Consider the following 21,322-nt stretch of genomic DNA (forward strand, 5'->3'; position numbering starts at 1 on the left):
CTATAACTCCCCTGCCGTTGTGCAGGGGAGTAGAATCGTAAGATCCCACATCAAGATTTCGAGAGGTATAAAGCAACTATGTGGAGATCAGCCATTAAGTATTCTGATAGGTTCTGCTTGATAAAAATGCTTGGGGAGAGAAAAGCATGAAAAGAAATCATAATTATTTATTAACGGTTTGGATCTTATTTTTAGTGTTATTCACCGCATGCTCTACAAATGAGGAATCAACTAGTCAGAAGGATAATAATGAAGTAATAGAAAAAGACAATAAGGCCACTGTAACTGTCTTTAAAAGTCACTTAGGAAAAGGAACGATCCCTACTAGTGATGATCCACATGTGCAATATATTAAAGAAAAGACTGGAGTAGAGTATCAATTGGAAACAACACCGCCAGGATCAGAACCAGCAGAATACATTAACCTAATGATTGCTTCAGGAGAGTTTCCTGATATATTAAGACCAATTGGTGGTGTGGAACAAACATTGATCACCCAAGGCGGCGCACTAGCACTTGATGAATTATTGCCCAAATATGCACCAAATGTTTGGGAGAGAATTCCTAAAGAAGCTTGGGATATTGTTCGTACAGCTTCTCCTGATGGAAAAATCTATTATGTGCCCCAAGTATACATGGTGCCTTCACGTGCAGCATTATTACGTCAAGATTGGCTCGAAGCTGTTGGAATGGAAATGCCAAAGACGTTGGAAGAATATAAAGCTATGTTAATTGCTTTTCGAGATCAAGATCCGAACGGAAATGGAAAGCCAGATGAAATCCCAACAACTGGGAGAGAATTTGGAAGGTGGATGGATCACTTGTTTTCCATGTTTGGTGTGGCAATGTGGGAAGGTTATCCGGAGTGGGATATATATAATGGTGAAATCCATTATGCTGGTACTACGGAAAATATGAAAGCAGCTATTGGATTTCTTCGTGAATTATATGAGGAGAAATTACTTGATAATGAAACATTTCTGAATAAAGGAGATGTTTGGCAAGCAAAAATTAATAATAATTTAGTAGGAAGCTGGTATCACCTTCCAGCTAATTTGTTAGATAAGCTTAATGCCATGAGAGAAGAAGCACCTAATGCTTATGTGAGTGGAATGCCTTTGCCTGAGGTAGAAGGGTTTGATGGATTTATCACACAGAAAAGTATGGGACTTCCCGAATGGCTAATTCCTAAGGCTTCAGAGGCTAATGCTATCCATTCCCTGAAACTACTAGATTTCTTCTATGATCCAGCCAATGCTGATTTTATTCAATATGGCATAGAAGGTGCCCAGCATGAAGTGGTGGATGGTGAAAAAGTATTACTTCCAGCAACCGATGAGACACCATTGGCACTAGGAATGTTAAATTTCCAAACAAAGGAATCGATGGATATTCGTATCGAAAACTCTTTTCCAGAAGAAGATCAGCAAATGATAAAGGATATTTTTGACGTAGCTACTAGTGATGCAAGAAGAATCGCAGGCGATGGATTACCGAGTACGGTTTATGAGGGTTATCCCGATATTCAATCACATAAGCTATTCCAAGAATATTTGACGAAAATTGTAATTGGCGAATGGAAGCTTGATAAGTTCGATGAATTCATAGAAAAGTGGAAGCAATCTGGTGGAGAGGAAGTAACGCAACGAGTACAAGAGTGGTATGAGAAAGTAAAGTAATCATTGGGAGCTGTCGCTTCGCAGGACAGCCCCCCTAGAATAATCTTATCAAATGGTTGGACATATCATAGAATAAGGAGAAAAGGGAAGCAGGTGAATGTATGTCAAAGTTTTTTCCGTCAAGAATTAGGAATATGCTTCGAAAGAATCTTTCCGATACCCAGACAAGGTTGCTGCTCATATTAATGATACCTGTTCTTTTTATAATTTTAACGGTTGGTTTTTCTTCTTATTACACATCTAAGGATATTTTACAACAGGAATTAAACGAACCACAGCACCAAATGTTAAAAATTAATATGAATTATATTGATGAATATTTAGTTGAATCGGATAAAATAGCGGTTAAACTGGCGCTTGATCATAATATCAACCATTTTTTAACTAATCCATCCCCATTCTCGTATCAAAATATGAGGGAGATTTATGGTAAGCTGACAACCTTAACCCAAAACTCCTCCTTTATTAAGAGTATTTATATTTATAATATCGTAAAGGACAGCTTTGTAGCTATTCCTCAAGGCTATAGCTCAAGCAGTGCTAATTTTAATGATGCAAAATGGACTAATGTACTAGAGGAATTTAATGAAAAGTCGATGATCGTAAAATACCGAGAATTACCAGATGGGGCAAGACATAAAGGCTCTAACATTACTCTGTTTCGGAAAGTGAATGTAAAAGGAGAAACAAAAGGAATCATTGCGATTAATCTTAATCAAGGAGAGCTATTCTCCAAATTAAGGTCCTCGGATGATCCACAATCTAATAGCATGCAATATATTTTGGACCAAAACAATTCCATATTACATATGACAAGAAACCATACATTTGATGCAGATACCGTTCAATTTGTGAATGAGGAAGTTAGTAAAGGTAATCTTACTAATATTACGTATAACGATAAAATTTTATTAGCTAATCAAATCAAATCAGAATTTACTGGCTGGAAATATATTTCCGTAGTATCACAAGAGAGTATTCTCGCTAAATCAAAAACCATTCGTAATGTAGTATTTATCGTATCACTAGTTGCACTTATTATAGGCGGAATTGCCATTTTCTTTATCCATTCTGTTGAATTAAGGCCAATCAGACGTTTGAAGAAACTGTTCTTTGTTGATGATAACCAGCATTACAGACGGGATCTTCTTCATTTAGAAAATATTGTAGATGACCTAGTTAGTGACCATGCCCAGCTATCACGACTAATCCAGAAAATGAAGGTAGAGGCCAAATCTAAATTTCTATATGACATGTATATTGGAAAATTAGTGAACTCCTCCGAACAGAAGGAGAAGTGGCAAACCTATTTTGGGGAATGGAAGAGTGACCAGATTCAATTATTGGTCGTTTCAATCGATAACTACCCAGCCTGGAAGGAAAGTGTTACAGCTAATTACCGAGCAGTTGTAAAATCCGGAATGATTAATATTCTGACAGAGGTGCTATCCACCCATTATGAGGTAGAAGCGGTCGATATCGGTAAGGATAAAATGATGGTTATTATTCAACAATTAGAGGAAAAAGTACAGTTAGAAAACCATTTAAAGATAGCGCTTTCGAACATTGATAACATTCTAGGGTTTTCTGTTTCGATAGGTCTTCACCAAACGGGGGTGAAAGTACAAGACTTGAAAAATAAGATGAATGAAGCGGAGGAGGCACTGCAATATCGCCTTTTTGACGGTTACCGCAATATTTATACTAAGGTTCCAAAAGAAGAGGATAAGGATACGAAAAATATAGAGTTAATGGATCAAATCGTATCATCCATGACAATGGAGAACCCGATGCAAGCCATTGAGAATGTGTCGAAATTATTTCAATTAATAAAGAATAGTAGAATTAGTCCGAAATTATCTTTTTATTTTATCGAACAGGTGAGAAAGGTTATTTTCTCCAATGCTAATAATATGAATCCATCAACTTACTATTCATATGAAGAAATTCTAACAATGAATTTGGAGGATATCTACAAGCTGTTCCAAGATAGAATTTCCGAAAGAATAGAAAATATTAAGAAATTAAATGACACGAAAAGATATGTTCAATGTAGGAAAATGATTCAATATATGAATGATCATCTCGGTGAGCCGATTGGAATTCCAGAAATCGCTGAATCCGTTCAAGTGAGTGTTAGTCTCGCAAGTCAGTGGTTTAAGGATGAGATGGATGAGACGATTTATGGCTATTTTACTAGATTAAGAATGGAAAAGGCGCAGGAGCTTTTAACGAAAACAGATAAGAAAATTGCAGACATTGCCTCAGAGGTAGGCTATCAGCATGAGAATAGCTTTATTCGGAAGTTTCGCGAATATAAAGAAATGACACCAGGGAAGTACAGAAAATTAAACAAAGTATTAGAACACCCTGATGAAAACATTCGAGGAGGAGACTAATTTGAATAGAAAAAAAACCGTACAAAAGCATAATCCTAAAATACATGGTATCGAACCACTATCACCGTTGTCTATTGGAAACGGGGAATTTGGTTTTAGTGTTGATTTCACCGGCTTACAAACATTTCCCCATTTATATGAAACACCATTAGGAACTCAATCTAATTGGGGATGGCATGATAGTGGTGGCAAAGATTTATATACGGAGCAAGATATCGAATATCAAGCCTTTAATCATTATGGAAGAAAGATACCTTATCCAATGAAGCCTGGTGAACAAGCAAAAGCCTATCATTGGCTTAGACAAAATCCACATCGATTACAGTTGGGGCAAATTTCCTTTCAATTTCTGAACGATAAGGGAGAAGAAATAGATATAAATGAGATAAAAGAAATCGAGCAGGAGTTAGATCTATGGTCTGGAGTTATAAACAGTCGCTTCCTCGTCTGTGACGAAGAAGTAATCGTAACGACAATTTGTGATCCTGTTATGGATGCGATTGGAGTCAAGGTGGTGTCCAATCTCCTACAAAAAGGAAGGCTTCGAATTCTTCAATCATTTCCATCTCCTGATATTAGTCATAATAGTTGGGCGAAAGCAACAAAGCTTAACTGGGATCATCAAGATAGGCACGAATCGGAGCTAATTGATCAAAATGAGCAAGAAGCCCATATAAAACGAGTGATGGATGAGGACAGTTATTATGTGAAATGGGACATAAATGGTGCTAGCTTTACAAGGTTAGATAGGCATTTTTTTCAGCTCGTCCCACCAGCAAATGAAGAATATTCCTTCACAGTATCCTTTAGTCCGAAGAAAATTACAAATTCACATTCAGTAGAGGCAATAATTAAAGGCTCTGAGCGATACTGGGAAGATTTCTGGAAAAGTGGATCCTTTGTATCCTTTGAAGGTAGTACCGATACTCGAGCAACAGAATTAGAACGGAGAATCGTTCTTTCACAATATTTAACGAACATTCATAGTAGTGGATCGATCCCACCACAGGAAACGGGCTTGATGTATAATAGCTGGTTTGGTAAAGCACACCTAGAAATGCATTGGTGGCATGCAGCTCATTTTCCGTTATGGGGAAGATCGGAAAAGTTAGAGAAGAGTCTAGAATGGTATTCGAACATTCTACCACTAGCAAGAAAATTAGCTAGAGAACAAGGATTCGAGGGAGCAAGATGGCCTAAAATGGTTGGAATAGATGGAAGACAAAGTCCCTCTCCAGTGGCACCTGGACTTATATGGCAACAGCCCCATCCGATTATGCTACTAGAATTACTCTATAGGGCAAATCATGAAGAAGAGGTGATTAAACAGTATAAGGAGCTGGTATTTGAGACAGCAGATTTTATGGCAGATTTCGCAGAGTGGGATGAAGAGCAGGAAGTATATGTATTAGGGCCTCCTTTAATACCTGCACAGGAATGTCATCGTATGGAGGACTCCATTAATCCACCATATGAGGTCGAGTATTGGAAGTATGGCTTAGAAATATCGATCAAATGGTCAGAAAGGTTAGGAATCCATCCTAAAGAAAAATGGCTCCATGTTGCAGAAAATATAAAGGCTCCCCGTGTGAAGGATGACGTTTATTTAGCCCATGAGCGTTGTGACAATACCTTTACCGAAAAAAATCATGATCATCCTTCGATGGTGGCCGCCTTTGGTATTTTACCAGGATCATTGATTGATAAGGAAAAGATGAAACTTACACTAGATAAAGTGAAAAAGGAGTGGCAATGGGATACAGCATGGGGCTGGGATTTTCCGATGTGTGCCATGACAGCTGCTCGCTTAGGGGAGAAGGAATTAGCTGTTGAGTTCTTATTAATGGATGCCGTAAAAAATACTTATTTGCCGAATGGACATAATTACCAAAGACCTGGATTAACCGTATATCTTCCTGGTAATGGAGGCCTTTTAACTGCGATTGCAATGATGGTAGCAGGATCGGATGGAGTAGAGCAAAAGGAAGTAGTACCAGGCTTTCCTGACAATGGAAAGTGGAATATTCAAGCCGAAGGGTTCCAAGCCTATATCTAGTATAGGAAATGGGAGGAGGAGCATCATGTTTGACAATGTAGCAGATCGAAACAAGCTTGTACTTCAATACCCTGCCTCCTGGTGGAGAAATATGTGGCGTGAAGCATTGCCAGCAGGAAATGGTGAGATCGGTGCAGCTGTATATGGTGGAATAAAAAATGAAACAGTTTTAATCAATCATTCTCAATTATGGCATATGGGCGTGAAAGGGGAATTGCCAGATGTAAGCTATACTTTAAATGAAACAAGGGAACTTATGGATAAAGGGAATTTTCAAGAGGCTAATTGGCATTTAACAAAGGAAGTAAAAAAACGCGGTTACTTTTCCAAATTAGAAAGCCCCTTACCACTTGTTGATCTATGTCTTACAATGCCTTTCGAATCAGGATTTAGCCACTATAATAGAGGAATCAATTTAGAAACAGGCGAGGTTTCTGTATCTTGGCAGGAGAATGATACGAGCTTCACACGAAACCTTTTCGTATCCCGAGCTGACGAGATCATCGTTTATGAAATCTTTTCGGATAAAAGCAATGCCATTGATACAGATATAAGCTTTCAGCTCCATCCAACGGACTCTCCTCGTATGAAAGAAAGGCATGGGGAGTTAAGGAATACTGTTCAGGCGGAAACGGAGGATAATTTTTTGTTTTACAAGGCAACGAATCAGGATGGTACGGATTTTGGAGCCGTTGCTCGTATTATCACAGAGACAGGCGAAATTAGCTCTAGTGAGGAAAAAGTAGTTTGTACTGGTACTAATCGTTTATTAATCCTTGTCAAAGTCTTCGTCCAAGCGGATAGTCAAATAGAGTGGAAAAAATTAAAACGAGAATTAAGCGAAATAGAGAAAAACTATGAGCAATTACTAAATGAACATCTTATGATCTATCAGCCATTATTTTTTTCGTCTAGTTTGGAGTTATCGAATGATCCTAAGGAGCATTCCAATGAAGTATTACTTCTACAAGCATATAAAGAAAAGGCACCAACAAGACTAATCGAGAAATTATGGACTTTTGGGCGTTACTTATTCCTCTCTGGAACGAAAGTAAATGGTCAACCTTTTTCGATGTATGGTCTATGGCATGGCGATTATCAATTAATGTGGAGTCACCGAATGGCGAATGAAAATATTCAGATGATGTATTGGCATACGGCAGTGGGAGGGTTGAACCAATTACAATTGTCGTTTACCAAATATTATGAACAATTGCTTGATGATTTTCGAGATAATGCGAAAAAGCTCTTTGGCTGCCGTGGGATCTACATACCGGCTGGGACGACCCCAGGAATTGGGAAGCCGAATCAATTAGTACCCGTTATTATGAACTGGACCACTGCTGCTAGTTGGATAGCACAGCATTTTTATTCTTACTATCAATTTAGTGGTGATGAAACCTTTTTAAGGGAAAAGGCACTTCCCTTTATGAAAGAAGCTGTCCAGTTTTATCAGGATTTTTTAGTTATAGGAGATGATGGGTATTATCAGTATTTCCCGTCCGTATCTCCAGAAAATACGCCTGGCAATTTTATGCCGGACAGCAAAGAACCCATCGCTCACCCAATGCCAACTGCGATTAATGCCACAATGGACTTTGCCGTGATGAAGGAATTACTCACCAACTTGATCGAAGGAAGCGAGCTTGTTACCACAGAAGATACCTCTACTTGGAAGGCGATGCTTGAAAGAATTCCTCCTTATCAAGTTGATCAACAGGGAGCAATTAAGGAATGGATGCATGATGAGTTTGATGAAAATGATGAACATCGACATTTATCGCATATTTATCCGATTTTTCCTGGCCGGGAATTAGTAAAGGAAGCAGGGATTTTATTTGAAGCCTTTAGAAAAGCGGTTCGAAAAAGAAAGCTAGGTGCACAAACAAGCTGGTCTTTTGCTCATATGGCAAGTATTTATGCAAGGCTTCAGGAGGGGAACGAAGCCCTTCGTTGTTTAGAGCATTTAACCCGTTCTTGTTTATTAAATAATTTGTATACTGTTCATAATGACTGGCGTAACATGGGCTTGACAATGGAAATTGATACTGCCCCTGTGCAAATGGATGCTAACTTAGGAGTGGTAAATGCGATACAGGAAATGCTGCTTTATGTGTCGCCAACAATGATAAAGCTACTACCAGCCCTACCAGATGATTGGAAGGAAGGAAAGGTCAAAAGCTTTCATTTTTGTACAGGAACAATAAGCTTTCAATGGAATCTTTTACGAAATAGTTTCTCAGTAACCGTGAAAGCAGAGCGCGAGACTGAGTTAACAATAGGATTGCCTGTTCACTTTCATGATTATGAGTGGAAAGGAGAGGGAGAAGTTTCACGATCCAAATTAGGGGAGGCGTACGTTCACGTTAAGCTGGCACCGGAAGAAACGGTAGAGATGTTCACTAAATAAAGAAAGGTGATTAGGATGCATTATACAGGAGTATTGGGTGGTTTTTATACTGTAGCTGATTGGGTCTATAAATTCTTTTTTGTAAATATTATCTGGTTCTTCTTTAATTCACCGATTGTTTTCCTATTATTTAACCTTTTGATAGCAGATTCCCTTGCTGTCATCATTGGTTTATGTTGTCTGATTTTTGCCATACTTCCTTTTGTCTTTTATCCATCGATAATGGCATTGTTCTCGGTCGTCAATCAATTCATCCATAAGAACGAGACTAGCATATTTCGAGATTACTGTTCTTTTTTTAAAGAAAATTATAAAAAAAGTATGAAGCTGGGCACTATCTTCACTATTTTTTGGGCTATCTTCTTCATCGACTTTTTCTACATGTTAGATATAAAAAATACCTCACTAATCTATCTATTCTTGATTATCGGATTTTTCGGTTTTATTTATCAATTGCAGGTGTTTTCTGGTGCTATCTATATGAAGGGGAAGCTCCGTTCCATATGGAAACATGTAGCCATATTAATGTTCGGTCACCCATTTCTATCGATGTCTTTAGGTTTGATTAGTTCAATCTATCTTTATGTCATGATCGAATGGTTTGCTTTTCTGTTACCTATCTTTTCAGGGTCTATTCTAGTCTTTTTCTCTCTTCTTGTTTTTTTGAAGATATATAGAACAGAGGAAAGAGCACTGATCACTTAGTGATCAGTGCTTTTGGATAAGTTTTGTTTTTCTTTTAGTAATGCCTGGAATTCTTTTTCCAATGCCTCGGAAGGTTCGATGCTTAGTCTACTAAGTACATCGGTGATTCTTGTTTCTAAAACAAGCTTTTGTTCCGCTAAGGTATCTTTTGTTTTTACCTTTTTTCTATTTCTAAATTGCTCGTAGCTTCCTTCAAAATAGGTTATCTTTTGATTTTCGATGGAAATTACTTTTGTTGCTAACTTTTCGACAAATCTGCGATCATGCGATACAAAAATGATTGTTCCTTCATACTCGTTCAATAACCTTTCTAATGCTTCCATCGCTTCTAAGTCTAAAAAATTAGTTGGTTCATCTAGTATCAACGTATTACAATCACTGACAAACAGCTTTGCGAGAGTAACCTTTACTCGTTCTCCGCCACTTAGCACTTCTACCTTTTTATGGACTTGTTCACGATAAAAATGCAGTCTAGCAAGCACTGTTCGAACTAAAGTATCATCATGAACAGAGCCTTCCTGTACATTTTCTAAGATGGTTTTTTTCGGATCTAAAATGGATAGATCTTGTTTGAAATATGCCATCCTGCATGCTGGTGAAAGGTGAATACCTTCCTCATTTTGGATAATTTTTCGAATTAAGGTGGTTTTTCCTGTTCCGTTTGCTCCAATGATCGCGGCTTTATCGCCACCATGAATGAGTAGATTCGCTTTATCCCAGAGAGTTTTGCTACCGATTGTGCCAGGGAGATTTTCTACTTGAATAAGCTTGCGACCTTTTATTTTATCCTGCTGAGGTAGCTCCATTTTTATCGGTGTTTCTTCATATGGTTTTTCTACCTTATCCAGCTTCTCAAGTCGAGTTTCTATTGCTTTGGCTGTTTGCTGTAGCTTTTTTTGCTTTTTGGCAAAATAAGGCTTTGCCCCGGTGATTTTGGCTTCCGATGCACTTGTGTTCTTTGGTTTTTTAGTGGCTCTTGCAGCTTTTTCTGATTTTAATACTAAAGCATTTTCTAATTGCTGCTTTTTTGTTTGATATTTTTCATATTCTTGTAGTTGCTGTTGTTTTTCGAGCTCCTTTTGTTCCTTGAATCGCTGGTAATTTCCTTTATATTCCTTCAGCCGTCCTTGATCTATTTCCCATATCTTACTACAGGTAACATCTAAGAATTTACGGTCATGGGAAACTACCACATAAGCCCCTTGCCAATGCTTTAACGTATTTTCTACCCACTCAATATGATTGGTATCTAAATGGGTCGTTGGTTCATCGGCTAATAATAGGCTGCTTTGATTTGAGAAAGCCCGTTGAATGTATGCCTGTGTTATTTCTCCACCACTTTTATGTCCATCTGATAATTTAAGCTGGGGCAAGAGCTCCAAGGTGCCATGATAGGTAATGCTTCCCTTCTCTGGTGCAAGCTGTCCAGATAGTGTGTGAAGTAAGGTGGACTTTCCTGTTCCGTTTTTCCCAACAAGTCCGATCCTATCTCCTTCGAAAATCTCCAATAGATCAATCTCTAGTAATGTCCTTGCCTGAACGGAAATCGTAAGGTTTTTCGCTTGTAATAGCATAGGATTATTCACTCCATTTCTTGATGGAGACAAAAAAAGCCTCCTTATTCACATTCAGAATAGGAGGCATAATTCAGGTGTATAAAGACACCAAGACAATTTGTTTAACTAAGTCGATTAGTATGCCATATAAAGCTAATCCTATTCTGAACATTTACCATAAAGACAGACGTATCCCAATGTCGAACTTCAACAAGTCTGTATTATGGAAATATTGCATAAAAATAGGATTAATACTTCATTTTAAATGGCTCACCCTTTCAAATTAATTACTGTAAGTATATGCAAAATGGAGAAGAATGTCAATATCACTTTTGTTAACCTAGGCTAATATATAATGTGCACTATATTTAATTTTAAATTATATAATGTACATTATATAATATTTATGTTATTATAAATTCAACATAATTAATTTTTAGTACAACACAAAGGAAGGGATGGTGTAAATTGAAATCAAATAGACAAACAACGAAAATGGGTACCATTATTTGTGTGCATTGTAATAACGTTGTTGCATCGGTGGAAACGAATGGAGTAACTAAATATTATTCTTATTGTAATGCCGAATGCAGGAAGAGTAGACAAAATAAAATATAGCTTAATTATTCTGTCTGGATTCTTACGGGATCTAGGCTTTTTTATCTCCTTTTTAATCATTTCTCTCTGTTATTTCATCCTATATAAAGCATAAAATTGTTATACTTGTAACAATTGAAATCGTTTTCTAATGATATTATGTGCGAGGAGAGGTTATCGTGATTCATTCATTTATTCTAGACAATAATGTGTTGATAAAATACCCACAAAATCGTACAACACCCATTCAGCATGGAATTTCGATGTTTGAGCGAGATTTTAAAAAGGTATTCCAATCTTCACTAAAAGAAACGGAACAGGGGGATAATGCCACAATTGTTATTCGATATGCCGAGGAAGACGAGCCTGTTTTTCATAGACAGGAGTCCTATTCTATACGATTTATTAAAAGAGAAAAGACTGTCATGCATGTAGTCGGTAGCGATGACTTAGGTATTATTTACGGTTTGCTTCATATTAGTAACGAATACTTTGGTATTGATCCTTTCTGGTTCTGGGCGGACCTTGAGGTGGAAACGAAAGAGCAAGTGCGTATTCCGATAAAAAATTATGCTTCAATTGAGCCTGTTGTCCGATATAGAGGCTGGTTTGTCAATGATGAGGTTTGTCTGATTGGCTGGAAGCCTGAATATCCGCCAACTGAAGAGGTTTGGTATCCTGTATTTGAAGCATTGTTAAGATGTGGGGGGAACATGGTGATCCCTGGAACGGATTTACCGAAGCATGGTATTCACTTTCATTTAGCATCAGAGATGGGGCTATGGATTACGCATCACCATGCGGAGCCACTCGGTGCAGAGATGTTCCTCAGAGCCTATCCAGGAGAAAAAGCAAGCTATAAAGAAAACCGTGAACGATTTGAACAACTTTGGGAGGAAGCCATCATCAAACAAAAGGACAAAAAAGTCTTATGGATGCTTTCTTTCCGAGGTCAAGGAGACCAGCCTTTTTGGGACTTTGATCCGAGCTTTAATACACCTGAAAAGAGAGGGGAAATGATCAGCTATGTTATCAATAGACAGAAAGAATTGATCGAAAAGCACGTGGAGAATCCTGTCTGTGGTGTTGCTTTATATGGCGAGATCTCTGAGCTTTACAAACAAGGAGTAATGAAGCTACCTGATAATGTGATTAAAATGTGGGCAGATAATGGGTATGGGAAGATGGTTTCCAGAAGTCAAGGGAATGAAAACAACCGAGTTCCAGCATTGCCTGATCTCGATGATAAGGGATTACATGGTATATACTATCACATTACTTTTCATGATTTGAAAGCTTCTAATCACTTAACCATGTTTCCATCCTCGTCTACCTTCATTTTAAAAGAGCTACAAAATGCTTTTCATCACCAGGCAGATAAGTATCTTTTGCTCAACAGTGGAAATATTCGTCCACATCTATATCAGCTGGATCTTGTCAGTGAAATCTGGAAAAATGGCACTACAGACATCGATAGCCACTTAGATAGCTTCATAAATCGCCTATTTTCTACTTGTCAAGAGGAAATTGGAAAGATTTATAAGGAGTATGCTACCTGTACGGTTTCATTTGGTGGATATGCAGATGAAAAGGCGGGGGAGGAGTTTTATCATCATCCTGCAAGAATCATCATTGGTCATTGGCTAACCGGAAGCATAGCAAAACGGGCTGAAAAACTAGGCTGGGTTCCGGAAAATAGAACATTCGATGAACAGGTAAGCTTTTTTTATCAGAAATGTACAGAAGGCTTGGAAAATTGGGCTAAATTAAAGAAAAAATGCTGGAAGGTTTTGGCACAATTGTCAGACAAGGAGAAAACTCGTTTTCGTGATCAAGTTTTATTTCATGTAGAATTACATGAATCAGGCTGTCTGGGGTTTGTTCGTTTATGTAAAGCTTTTTTCTCTTTTAAAGAAGGGAATTATCCTGTTGCTTTTGTATGGGCTTCAAAGTCAATGGCGGCATATAGCATGGGTGTGGATACATTAAGAAAATCAGAGCACGGAAAATGGAAGAACTTCTACCGGGCAGATTGGTTGACGAATATTCAATCAACCGTAGACAATTTAGACACATTGCGAAAATATCTTCGCGTGTTTGGAGATAGTCCTGACTTCTTCTTATGGTATAAGGAATACATTATGCCAGAAACAGAAAAATATATTTATCTAGAGAACACCCATAGAGAGCCTCTATCTGATGATGACCTAGCTCAGAAACTAGAAGAGAAGTTTTTAGAAAATGGAACCATATAGCGTGGAATGCAAAACATCACCACTTTAAAAGCCTGTCTTTAAAGTGGTGATGGTGTACCATGAAATCATACCTTTAAAGCTACCTCGTCTGAAAAATGAACGCTAAACTTACAGTGATTGTCTCCTTCTGCTCTACATTGCACTCTTTCAACTTGATCGGTAGCCAACACCTGCTTAAACATATTGGTCTCACATTGACAGGCGATATGATACTCGTTTGCAACGGCAAATATAGGACAGTTGTATTCTGTCATTTCATATTGATTTTCATTAATCTGTCTTAGCTCCGCCATATAGCCTTTTTCATTTTGAATCTTCACCATTTCCTCAACTTTTTCTTTGTTTGTTGCTCTTGTAACACGTTTTTTGTAATCATTAGTAAGTCGTTCTTCCCGCTTTTTAAAGAGCTGATTTATCGACTCATCCCCATGTATTGCTTGAATATCTTTTAGAAATTCGACACTAATAGATTCATAATTGTTAGGGAATAATCGATTTCCTTTTGAGGTTAAACAGTACCTTTGTATTGGTCTACCGATAGATTGTTTATGATGCTCACTTCTAATCAGGCCATCTTTTTCTAATCTATGAATATGTTTGCGAACAGCCATATCTGTCATGTTTAAAAAATCGGTTAATTCTTTTACAGACATGGAGATTTCTTTTTTAAATAATTCTAGTATTTTATCTTTCGTTGTTTTAACGGATGGCATCTTCAGAACCCTCCTATTTATAAATGAATGTCCTTTCTTTATTATACAAATGATAAAAAAAGATTGGAAATATTAAGAAACAAATTAATTGAATCCTAGAAAAATATGGTTTATGATTATATTATACTTTTTATACCCAAAAGTATAATAATTAATCTTGGAGGTAGGAAAAATGGGAAAATTCACGTTACCTGCATTAACTTATGCCTTTGATGCCTTAGAACCACACATTGATCAAAAGACAATGGAAATTCATCATGGAAAACATCATCAAACCTATGTAGACAAATTGAATGCAGCACTGGAAGGTCAAGAGGGATTTGCTAACAGTAGCTTAGAAGAGCTTCTTGCTAATATAGACAACGTACCTGAAAGCATTCGTACCGCTGTGAGAAATAATGGTGGAGGCCATCTTAATCACACATTGTTTTGGGAAGTGATTGCACCAGGATCGAAAGCAGATAAACCAGAAGGAGAGCTTGCTAAAGCGATTGATCAACAGTTCGGAAGCTTTGATCAATTCAAAGAGGAATTTTCCAATGCTGCTGTAACAAGATTTGGTTCTGGTTGGGCATGGTTAGTTGTTAACTCGGATGGGAAGTTAGAAGTGACAAGTACGCCAAATCAAGATAATCCTATTTCAGAAGGGAAAACGGCTATCCTTGGGATTGATGTCTGGGAGCATGCATACTACTTAAAATATCAAAACAAGCGTCCAGATTACATTGCTAACTTCTATCAAGTCATTAATTGGGACGTAGTTGCAGAAAAATATCGACAAGCAATTAAATAATTTTAAATGATCGGATGGAAAGATACTAATGGTTATCTTTCCATCTTTTTATGTGTTAAGATTCTGTTAAAAGTGTAAGGATTCGATAATTAAAAAAGGAGCGATAATGATGGATCAGTCCTTTCAATCTTTAGTTGTGGATAAAGATCAAGATCAATTTTCAGTGAAAATTCAGGAGCTTTCCTTAAAAGACTTACCAGAAGGTGAAGTATTAATTAAAGTACACTATTCAAGTGTAAATTACAAAGACAGTCTTGCAGCCATTCCAAATGGTAACATCATTAGACACTATCCTATGGTTCCTGGTATTGATCTAGCGGGAATTGTGGAATCATCCACAGATCCACGCTATAAAGAAGGTGACAAAGTAATTGCTACTAGCTATGAGATCGGCGTGAATCATTTTGGTGGCTATAGTGAATATGCGAAGATTCCAGCTGATTGGCTAATACCTTTACCTCCACAGCTTTCACTAAAGGAGGCAATGATTATAGGGACTGCAGGTTTTACTGCAGGATTGTCAGTAAAACGTTTAGAGGAAAATGGTTTTCCTTCTAAAAAGGGAAAAGTCCTGGTTACTGGAGCAACAGGTGGTGTAGGTAGCTTCGCTATATCGATTCTGTCTAAACTAGGCTACCACGTGGAAGCAAGTACAGGCAAAAAGGCGGAGCAATCTTATTTAATGGAATTAGGGGCAACATCTGTTATTTCAAGAGAAGCGGTTTATGATGGGCAAATTCACTCTTTACATAAACAAAAGTGGACAGCAGCAGTGGATCCTGTTGGTGGTGAACCACTAGCATCCCTTTTAAGTCAAATCGAGTATGGGGGATCTGTTGCGGTAAGTGGGCTAACTGGTGGAACAAAAATACCTACAACTGTATTCCCGTTTATTTTACGAGGAGTTAATCTTCTTGGTATTGATTCGGTGTATTGTCCTATGGAAGTGAGAAGAAAGGTATGGGAGTGCTTGGCTACTAATTATAAACCAAAAAATTTGGGGGCACTTCTTCAACAAGAAGTAACACTCCAGCAATTGCCAGAAGTTTTACCAACATTATTAAAGGGACAAGCAAGAGGAAGAATAATCGTGAGACTTTAATCGATCGTTTAAGCCGATTTTTCTTTATGGAAAATCGGCTATTTCTATTATTTATATCCAACGATTGAAAAAAGATATTCAACGACCGAGTGGGCAATGGCAATTAGAATAATAAAATGAGCGGATTAAAGCTAGCCCTAGCAATTATGTTGCTAGGGCTAGTAAGCTACAATAGTTTTCTTGTTACATGTCCCCTCATCATTCCTCTTCAAAGAAAAAGATGATTTTCGATAAGCATTTGCTATTTTTCTGTTACAATAATATGGATATGTATGGACATAATTCTATACGTCTTAGAATAGATAGGTTAGAAAGAGAAAGGATGTTTTATAGAAAATGACATCAACAGAAACATGGACTCCAATCACTCCAAAGTTTGACCCTTGGGAAGCTTATATGGATGTGGATGAATATGGGGAAATGACGTTAACCAATATAGAATTTACGACAACACATCTTTGTAATATGAGGTGTGCACACTGTGCCGTAGGATATACATTAAGAGATAAAGATCCGGAAGCTCTACCTTTTGAATTATTAAAACAACGTCTAGATGAAATTCCACATCTTAGAACATTGAGTATCACTGGTGGGGAACCGATGATGTCGAAAAAGTCAATTAGGGAATATGTCGTCCCATTGTTGCGATACGCCCATGAACGAGGTGTCAGGACCCAAATTAATTCTAATTTAACCTTACCCTATTCTCGTTATGAAGCAATTATTCCTTACTTAGATGTTTTACATATTTCACATAATTGGGGCACACCAGAGGAGTTTGCTGAAACAGGATTTGCGAATATGGACAGAAAGCCATCCGAAGAAAATCGCAAAAAATATTTTGAACGAATGGTAGAAAATTCACAGCGTTTAGCTGCTGAAGGTGTTATGGTATCAGCAGAAACGATGCTGAATAAGCGTACTTTTCCTTACTTAGAGTCCATTCATGATCATATTATCAAAATGGGCTGTGCTAGACACGAAGTACATCCTATGTATCCTGTTGATTTTGCTAGTGATCTCCAGACATTATCATTGGAGGAAATGCAGGAAGCGATCGAAAGGCTATTAAATCATCGCGATTCATCGATCTGGATGCTTTTTGGTACCTTACCTTTTTACCCATGTAATAAAAATGAAAAGGAGCTAGCACTATTAAAACGTCTCTATCAGGAGAAAAATGTCACTATTCGAAATGACCCGGATGGTCGTTCCCGTCTCAATGTCAATATTTTTACAGGAGAGGTTATTGTAACAGATTTCGGTGATGAGGAACCATCATTAGGAAATATTCAGCATACAACCTTACAGGAAGCCTATGATCGTTGGATGAATTCGAAGACTGCTCACTCTCTCAATTGTCATTGTCCTAAGGTGCGATGCCTTGGTCCAAATATTTTAGTGAAGAATACGTATTATCAAGGTGTAGATTTTTCGGAGAGAGTTAGTAATATCTCGAGATAAATATGACATTTGTCATATCGAAATACTGACAGCTGCCTCTAATAATTATCCTGAAAAATTCGTAAAATACTAACAAAGAAGCTACGAAAGTAGGGATAAGATGAGTAAACAAAAACAGGCGCAGCTCCGAAAAGATGTAATGCCATACGCTACATCACATACTAAAAAGAGTGTTTTTCAAATATTAAATACCATTTTACCTTTTTTTCTACTATGGTTTTTGGCATATCAAAGTCTATCCATTTCCGTTTTCTTAAGTATTGGAATTTCAGTGATTGCTGCAGGCTTTATGGTCAGGACCTTTATTATTTTTCATGATTGTGCTCATCAATCATTTTTTAAAAATAAAAAATGGAATCGTATATTAGGTACCATTACGGGTGTAATTACTCATTTTGCTTTTGAAAAATGGAAAAGAGAGCATGCCATCCATCATGCGACAAGTGGGAACCTTGACCAACGTGGTATTGGTGACGTATGGATCATGACAGTAAAGGAATATAAGGAGGCATCTAAAGGGCTTCGATTACAATATCGTCTATACCGTAATCCACTCATTATGTTTGGACTTGGCCCATTGTCCTTGTTTCTATATTCCAATCGTTTTAATCGGAAAGATGCAAAGAAGAAGGAGCGCTGGAATACGTATCTAATCAACGTTTTACTTCTATTAATTTATACCGTAATCATATTAACACTTGGTTGGGAAGCTATTTTGTTTGTACAGCTACCAATTGTTTATGTTGCGGGAATGCTAGGAATTTGGTTATTTTACGTACAGCATCAATTTGAAGATTCTTATTTTGAAAATGAATCAGAATGGGATTATGTCAAAGCAGCGGTTGATGGGAGTTCTTATTATAAATTACCTAAATGGTTAGAATGGCTAACAGGAAACATCGGCTACCACCATGTACACCATTTAGCACCAAGAGTTCCAAATTATAATCTAGACAAAGCACATCAACAAACACCGCCACTTCACAATGCAACCACTATTACGATATGGACTAGCCTAGAGTCAATACGTTTTCGTCTATATGATGAAGAGAAAAAAACCTTTGTTAGCTTTAAAGAAGTGAAAAGGGAATGGAATAGGGAAAATTCGATGTCTATTTCTTCAACTGCTAAAGGATCTCAAACGCTTCGATCTTAATTCGAAGCGTTTTTTTCTACTGCTAGGAACAGGATTCCTCAGGAAAAGGTCGAACTTATTAGTAAAGATAATTTTTACTAGGAGGGAATCTTTTGCAAAAGAGAGAGCAGCTAATGAAGGAATTTTCGGAGCTCATTCAGTTTGTTGAATCATTAAGGGAGTTAGACCAATTAACTTGGATTACGCCGCTAGCTGAAGGGAAGTGGACATTAAGAGATGTGGTCGCCCATATCATGCTTTGGGATAAATATTTTCTGGAGGAAGGAATCCAAAAAATAACAAATAACCAACCGGTAACAGTTCAGCATCTAAACTTTGATCAATTTAATCAAAAAGCTGTAGACTATGCCAAAAGAACGAGCCGGCAGGAAATCATCGATAGGACTATTCAATATAGGTCTGAGTTGATCAATCAAATACAATCCTTATCAGAAGAAGCGTTTATAGAAGAACGCGTGGATGGAGATGGGAATAAATTCTCCGCCTATCAATACTTATTAGACTTTATCTGGCATGATCATCATCATATTAATCAATTAAAAACCTTCTTGTCAAAAAGGGAAGCATAACAGAACAATGATAGAAAAAGGTATGGATTCCTTGTGAATGCATGCCTTTAAATAGTTTTAGGTTAAGTAAATCGGTTATACTGGAAAAAGCGATGAGAGGTGACTATTTTGCAAAATTGGTATCATTTATTCCCTAAAAATACTGGTTTGAGTTTATACATATGGATTATTTTTTGTGTATTGCCATTTTACTTTATTTTTCGTTCTACGGCATTGTATGAAATTATTTTTGGTATTGCTGTCACTTTAATTTTCTTTATTACCTACTGGATTTCATATACTTCTAGAGGAAGACTTGTGTACATAGGATTAAGTATTGAATTTGTGATCAATATTGCGATGACCCTATTATTTGGTTATGTTTATTTCGCTTTGTTTTCCGCTTTTTTTATTGGGAATATTAAGAGAAAGGCAGGGTTTGTTACTTTTTACGTGATCCATCTCGTTACAACGGTAGCGGCGATGGCACTTGCCTTCTGGTTAAACTATGATTTAATTATAAGACAAATCCCATTTCTTGTGATGACAATACTAGGAGTTATCCTTATTCCGATTAATCGATATAGTCGCTTAAAGCAAGAGGAGCTAGAAGGGAAGCTAGAGGATGCTAACCGAAAGATTGCTCGGTTAGCGATCGTCGAAGAAAGACATCGAATTGCTCGTGATCTACATGATACATTAGGACAAAAGCTTTCTTTAATCGGACTGAAAAGTGAACTTTCTCGAAAATTAATGAAAAAAGACCTCATGGCAGCAGAAAAAGAGATGCAGGATATTCAACATGTAGCTCGTCAAGCTTTAAAGGAAGTACGAGAAATGGTCTCGGAAATGAGAATGATAAAATTAACGGACGAGCTCGACCATGTTCAGCAATTGTTAACAGTAGCAGGAATCCAAAATCATGCAGAGATGAAGGTGAACATTGACCATATTCCATTACTTATTGAAAATGTGTTAAGTATGTGCCTAAGAGAAGCAGTAACCAATGTTGTCAAACATAGTGAAGCAAGCCATTGTACTATTTCCATTATCGAAAAGCAGGATAGTTTTCAACTAGAGGTTACGGACAATGGTGTTGGGACAAATCAAACGATAGCTTTTGGTAATGGTTTAAAAGGAATGAGAGAAAGATTGGAATTTGTAGAAGGCAAAATAAAGTTATTAAAAAAAGAAACAGACTTTACTATCCAATTAACAGTACCAAAAGTAATTAAGCAGATGGAGGTGGATGAGGTTTGATTCGAATTGTATTGGCTGAGGATCAACAGCTTTTATTAGGAGCGCTTGGTTCCCTGCTTGACTTGGAGGAGGATATGAAGATTGTTGGCAAAGCAAGCAATGGGGATGAAGTTCTGGCATTAGTAAAAAGGGAAGATCCTGATATTTGTATTATGGATATTGAAATGCCAGTTAAAACAGGGCTAGATGCAGCGGAGGAGCTGACTGATCATCCGTGTAAGGTGATTATCTTAACAACCTTTGCAAGACCGGGTTATTTTGAACGGGCAAGAAATGCAGGGGTAATGGGCTATCTATTGAAGGATAGTCCAAGTGAAGATTTAGCACAATCGATTCGCCAAATCATGAGAGGGAAAAAAATTTACGCACCAGAATTGATTGACTTAGCGTTTGCAGATTGTAATCCATTAACGGAGAGAGAATTGGATGTCATGAACCTGATGGCAGAGGGCAAAACTACTAAAAATATTGCAAAGGAACTTTTTTTAACAAATGGAACCGTTCGAAATTATATATCGATTATTTTGGATAAATTAGAAGTAGAAAACCGAATTGAAGCGATTGCAAAAGCAAAGGATAAAGGGTGGCTAAAATAGGGACATGAACTCGAGTTCCTATTTTTTGCTTTT

General features: G+C 37.3%; 16 protein-coding genes. 14 read left to right on the forward strand and 2 right to left on the reverse strand.

Annotated features, from left to right (window positions below; genetic code table 11):
• Positions 1-146 precede the first annotated feature (146 nt).
• From DLJ74_RS12705 to DLJ74_RS12725, 5 genes are all read left to right on the forward strand, one after another.
• Complete coding sequence (locus tag DLJ74_RS12705) at positions 147-1,679, forward strand: extracellular solute-binding protein (RefSeq protein ID WP_109984751.1); 1,533 nt, start codon at positions 147-149, stop codon at positions 1,677-1,679.
• Positions 1,680-1,780: 101 nt separating this feature from the next.
• Positions 1,781-4,078 carry an AraC family transcriptional regulator gene (locus tag DLJ74_RS12710; protein ID WP_109984752.1) on the forward strand — a complete coding sequence of 766 codons (2,298 nt, stop codon included), beginning with the start codon at positions 1,781-1,783 and terminating at the stop codon, positions 4,076-4,078.
• A gap of 1 nt (position 4,079) precedes the next feature.
• Positions 4,080-6,134 (forward strand): glycoside hydrolase family 65, encoded by a 2,055-nt coding sequence (locus DLJ74_RS12715; RefSeq protein WP_245902335.1) that lies wholly within the window; start codon positions 4,080-4,082, stop codon positions 6,132-6,134.
• A gap of 25 nt (positions 6,135-6,159) precedes the next feature.
• The gene (locus tag DLJ74_RS12720) at positions 6,160-8,544 is read left to right on the forward strand and encodes a glycosyl hydrolase family 95 catalytic domain-containing protein (RefSeq protein ID WP_109984754.1); all 2,385 of its coding nucleotides are present in this window, start codon (positions 6,160-6,162) and stop codon (positions 8,542-8,544) included.
• Between the two features lie 15 nt (positions 8,545-8,559).
• Entirely contained in the window at positions 8,560-9,249 is a 690-nt protein-coding gene (locus DLJ74_RS12725; protein WP_109984755.1) for a DUF624 domain-containing protein, read from the forward strand.
• Here the strand turns inward: DLJ74_RS12725 and DLJ74_RS12730 are convergent.
• A complete protein-coding gene (locus DLJ74_RS12730; protein ID WP_109984851.1) occupies positions 9,246-10,823 on the reverse strand; it encodes a Vga family ABC-F type ribosomal protection protein in 1,578 nt (525 codons plus the stop codon). The two genes, DLJ74_RS12725 and DLJ74_RS12730, sit on opposite strands and share 4 nt — an antisense overlap.
• A gap of 477 nt (positions 10,824-11,300) precedes the next feature.
• On the opposite strand from DLJ74_RS12730, the gene DLJ74_RS21035 reads away from it, so the two are divergent.
• Both DLJ74_RS21035 and DLJ74_RS12740 read left to right on the forward strand, forming a co-directional pair.
• On the forward strand, positions 11,301-11,423 hold the full coding sequence (locus tag DLJ74_RS21035; RefSeq protein ID WP_425454586.1) for a GapA-binding peptide SR1P: 123 nt from the start codon (positions 11,301-11,303) through the stop codon (positions 11,421-11,423).
• 158 nt (positions 11,424-11,581) lie between these two features.
• Positions 11,582-13,657 (forward strand): glycosyl hydrolase 115 family protein, encoded by a 2,076-nt coding sequence (locus DLJ74_RS12740; RefSeq protein WP_245902336.1) that lies wholly within the window; start codon positions 11,582-11,584, stop codon positions 13,655-13,657.
• Between the two features lie 65 nt (positions 13,658-13,722).
• Here DLJ74_RS12740 and DLJ74_RS12745 read toward each other — a convergent pair whose 3' ends face one another.
• Positions 13,723-14,370 (reverse strand): helix-turn-helix transcriptional regulator, encoded by a 648-nt coding sequence (locus tag DLJ74_RS12745; RefSeq protein WP_109984757.1) that lies wholly within the window; start codon positions 14,368-14,370, stop codon positions 13,723-13,725.
• Positions 14,371-14,542: 172 nt separating this feature from the next.
• Between DLJ74_RS12745 and DLJ74_RS12750 the strand changes: the two genes are divergently transcribed.
• The 7 genes from DLJ74_RS12750 to DLJ74_RS12780 all read left to right on the forward strand — a co-directional run bounded on the left by DLJ74_RS12750 (position 14,543) and on the right by DLJ74_RS12780 (position 21,289).
• Positions 14,543-15,163, forward strand: coding sequence for a superoxide dismutase (locus DLJ74_RS12750; protein WP_054789132.1), 621 nt, complete (start codon positions 14,543-14,545; stop codon positions 15,161-15,163).
• 109 nt (positions 15,164-15,272) lie between these two features.
• The gene (locus tag DLJ74_RS12755; protein WP_109984758.1) at positions 15,273-16,265 is read left to right on the forward strand and encodes an acrylyl-CoA reductase family protein; all 993 of its coding nucleotides are present in this window, start codon (positions 15,273-15,275) and stop codon (positions 16,263-16,265) included.
• Positions 16,266-16,601: 336 nt separating this feature from the next.
• On the forward strand, positions 16,602-17,729 hold the full coding sequence (gene yfkAB / locus DLJ74_RS12760; RefSeq protein WP_109984759.1) for a radical SAM/CxCxxxxC motif protein YfkAB: 1,128 nt from the start codon (positions 16,602-16,604) through the stop codon (positions 17,727-17,729).
• 100 nt (positions 17,730-17,829) lie between these two features.
• On the forward strand, positions 17,830-18,885 hold the full coding sequence (gene desA, locus DLJ74_RS12765) for a Delta(5) desaturase DesA (protein WP_054860686.1): 1,056 nt from the start codon (positions 17,830-17,832) through the stop codon (positions 18,883-18,885).
• A gap of 92 nt (positions 18,886-18,977) precedes the next feature.
• Positions 18,978-19,454 (forward strand): DinB family protein, encoded by a 477-nt coding sequence (locus DLJ74_RS12770; RefSeq protein ID WP_109984760.1) that lies wholly within the window; start codon positions 18,978-18,980, stop codon positions 19,452-19,454.
• A gap of 108 nt (positions 19,455-19,562) precedes the next feature.
• Complete coding sequence (locus DLJ74_RS12775) at positions 19,563-20,693, forward strand: sensor histidine kinase (protein WP_109984761.1); 1,131 nt, start codon at positions 19,563-19,565, stop codon at positions 20,691-20,693.
• Positions 20,690-21,289: a response regulator transcription factor gene (locus tag DLJ74_RS12780; protein WP_109984762.1), complete on the forward strand. Its 600-nt coding sequence runs from the start codon at positions 20,690-20,692 to the stop codon at positions 21,287-21,289. Before DLJ74_RS12775 ends, DLJ74_RS12780 begins: the two co-directional genes overlap by 4 nt.
• Positions 21,290-21,322 lie beyond the last annotated feature (33 nt).

It is taken from the genome of Gracilibacillus dipsosauri (assembly GCF_003176895.1).
In the GTDB taxonomy this organism is placed as follows: Bacteria; Bacillota; Bacilli; order Bacillales; family Amphibacillaceae; genus Gracilibacillus; species Gracilibacillus dipsosauri.

Bases quoted from the DNA above. Each gene is read 5' to 3' on its own strand.
- DLJ74_RS12705 (WP_109984751.1), top strand. From the start codon at position 147: ATGAAAAGAAATCATAATTATTTATTAACGGTTTGGATCTTATTTTTA.
- DLJ74_RS12710 (WP_109984752.1), top strand. From the start codon at position 1,781: ATGTCAAAGTTTTTTCCGTCAAGAATTAGGAATATGCTTCGAAAGAAT.
- DLJ74_RS12720 (WP_109984754.1), top strand. From the start codon at position 6,160: ATGTTTGACAATGTAGCAGATCGAAACAAGCTTGTACTTCAATACCCT.
- DLJ74_RS12725 (WP_109984755.1), top strand. From the start codon at position 8,560: ATGCATTATACAGGAGTATTGGGTGGTTTTTATACTGTAGCTGATTGG.
- DLJ74_RS12730 (WP_109984851.1), bottom strand. From the start codon at position 10,823: ATGCTATTACAAGCGAAAAACCTTACGATTTCCGTTCAGGCAAGGACA.
- DLJ74_RS21035 (WP_425454586.1), top strand. From the start codon at position 11,301: ATGGGTACCATTATTTGTGTGCATTGTAATAACGTTGTTGCATCGGTG.
- DLJ74_RS12745 (WP_109984757.1), bottom strand. From the start codon at position 14,370: ATGCCATCCGTTAAAACAACGAAAGATAAAATACTAGAATTATTTAAA.
- DLJ74_RS12750 (WP_054789132.1), top strand. From the start codon at position 14,543: ATGGGAAAATTCACGTTACCTGCATTAACTTATGCCTTTGATGCCTTA.
- DLJ74_RS12755 (WP_109984758.1), top strand. From the start codon at position 15,273: ATGGATCAGTCCTTTCAATCTTTAGTTGTGGATAAAGATCAAGATCAA.
- yfkAB (WP_109984759.1), top strand. From the start codon at position 16,602: ATGACATCAACAGAAACATGGACTCCAATCACTCCAAAGTTTGACCCT.
- desA (WP_054860686.1), top strand. From the start codon at position 17,830: ATGAGTAAACAAAAACAGGCGCAGCTCCGAAAAGATGTAATGCCATAC.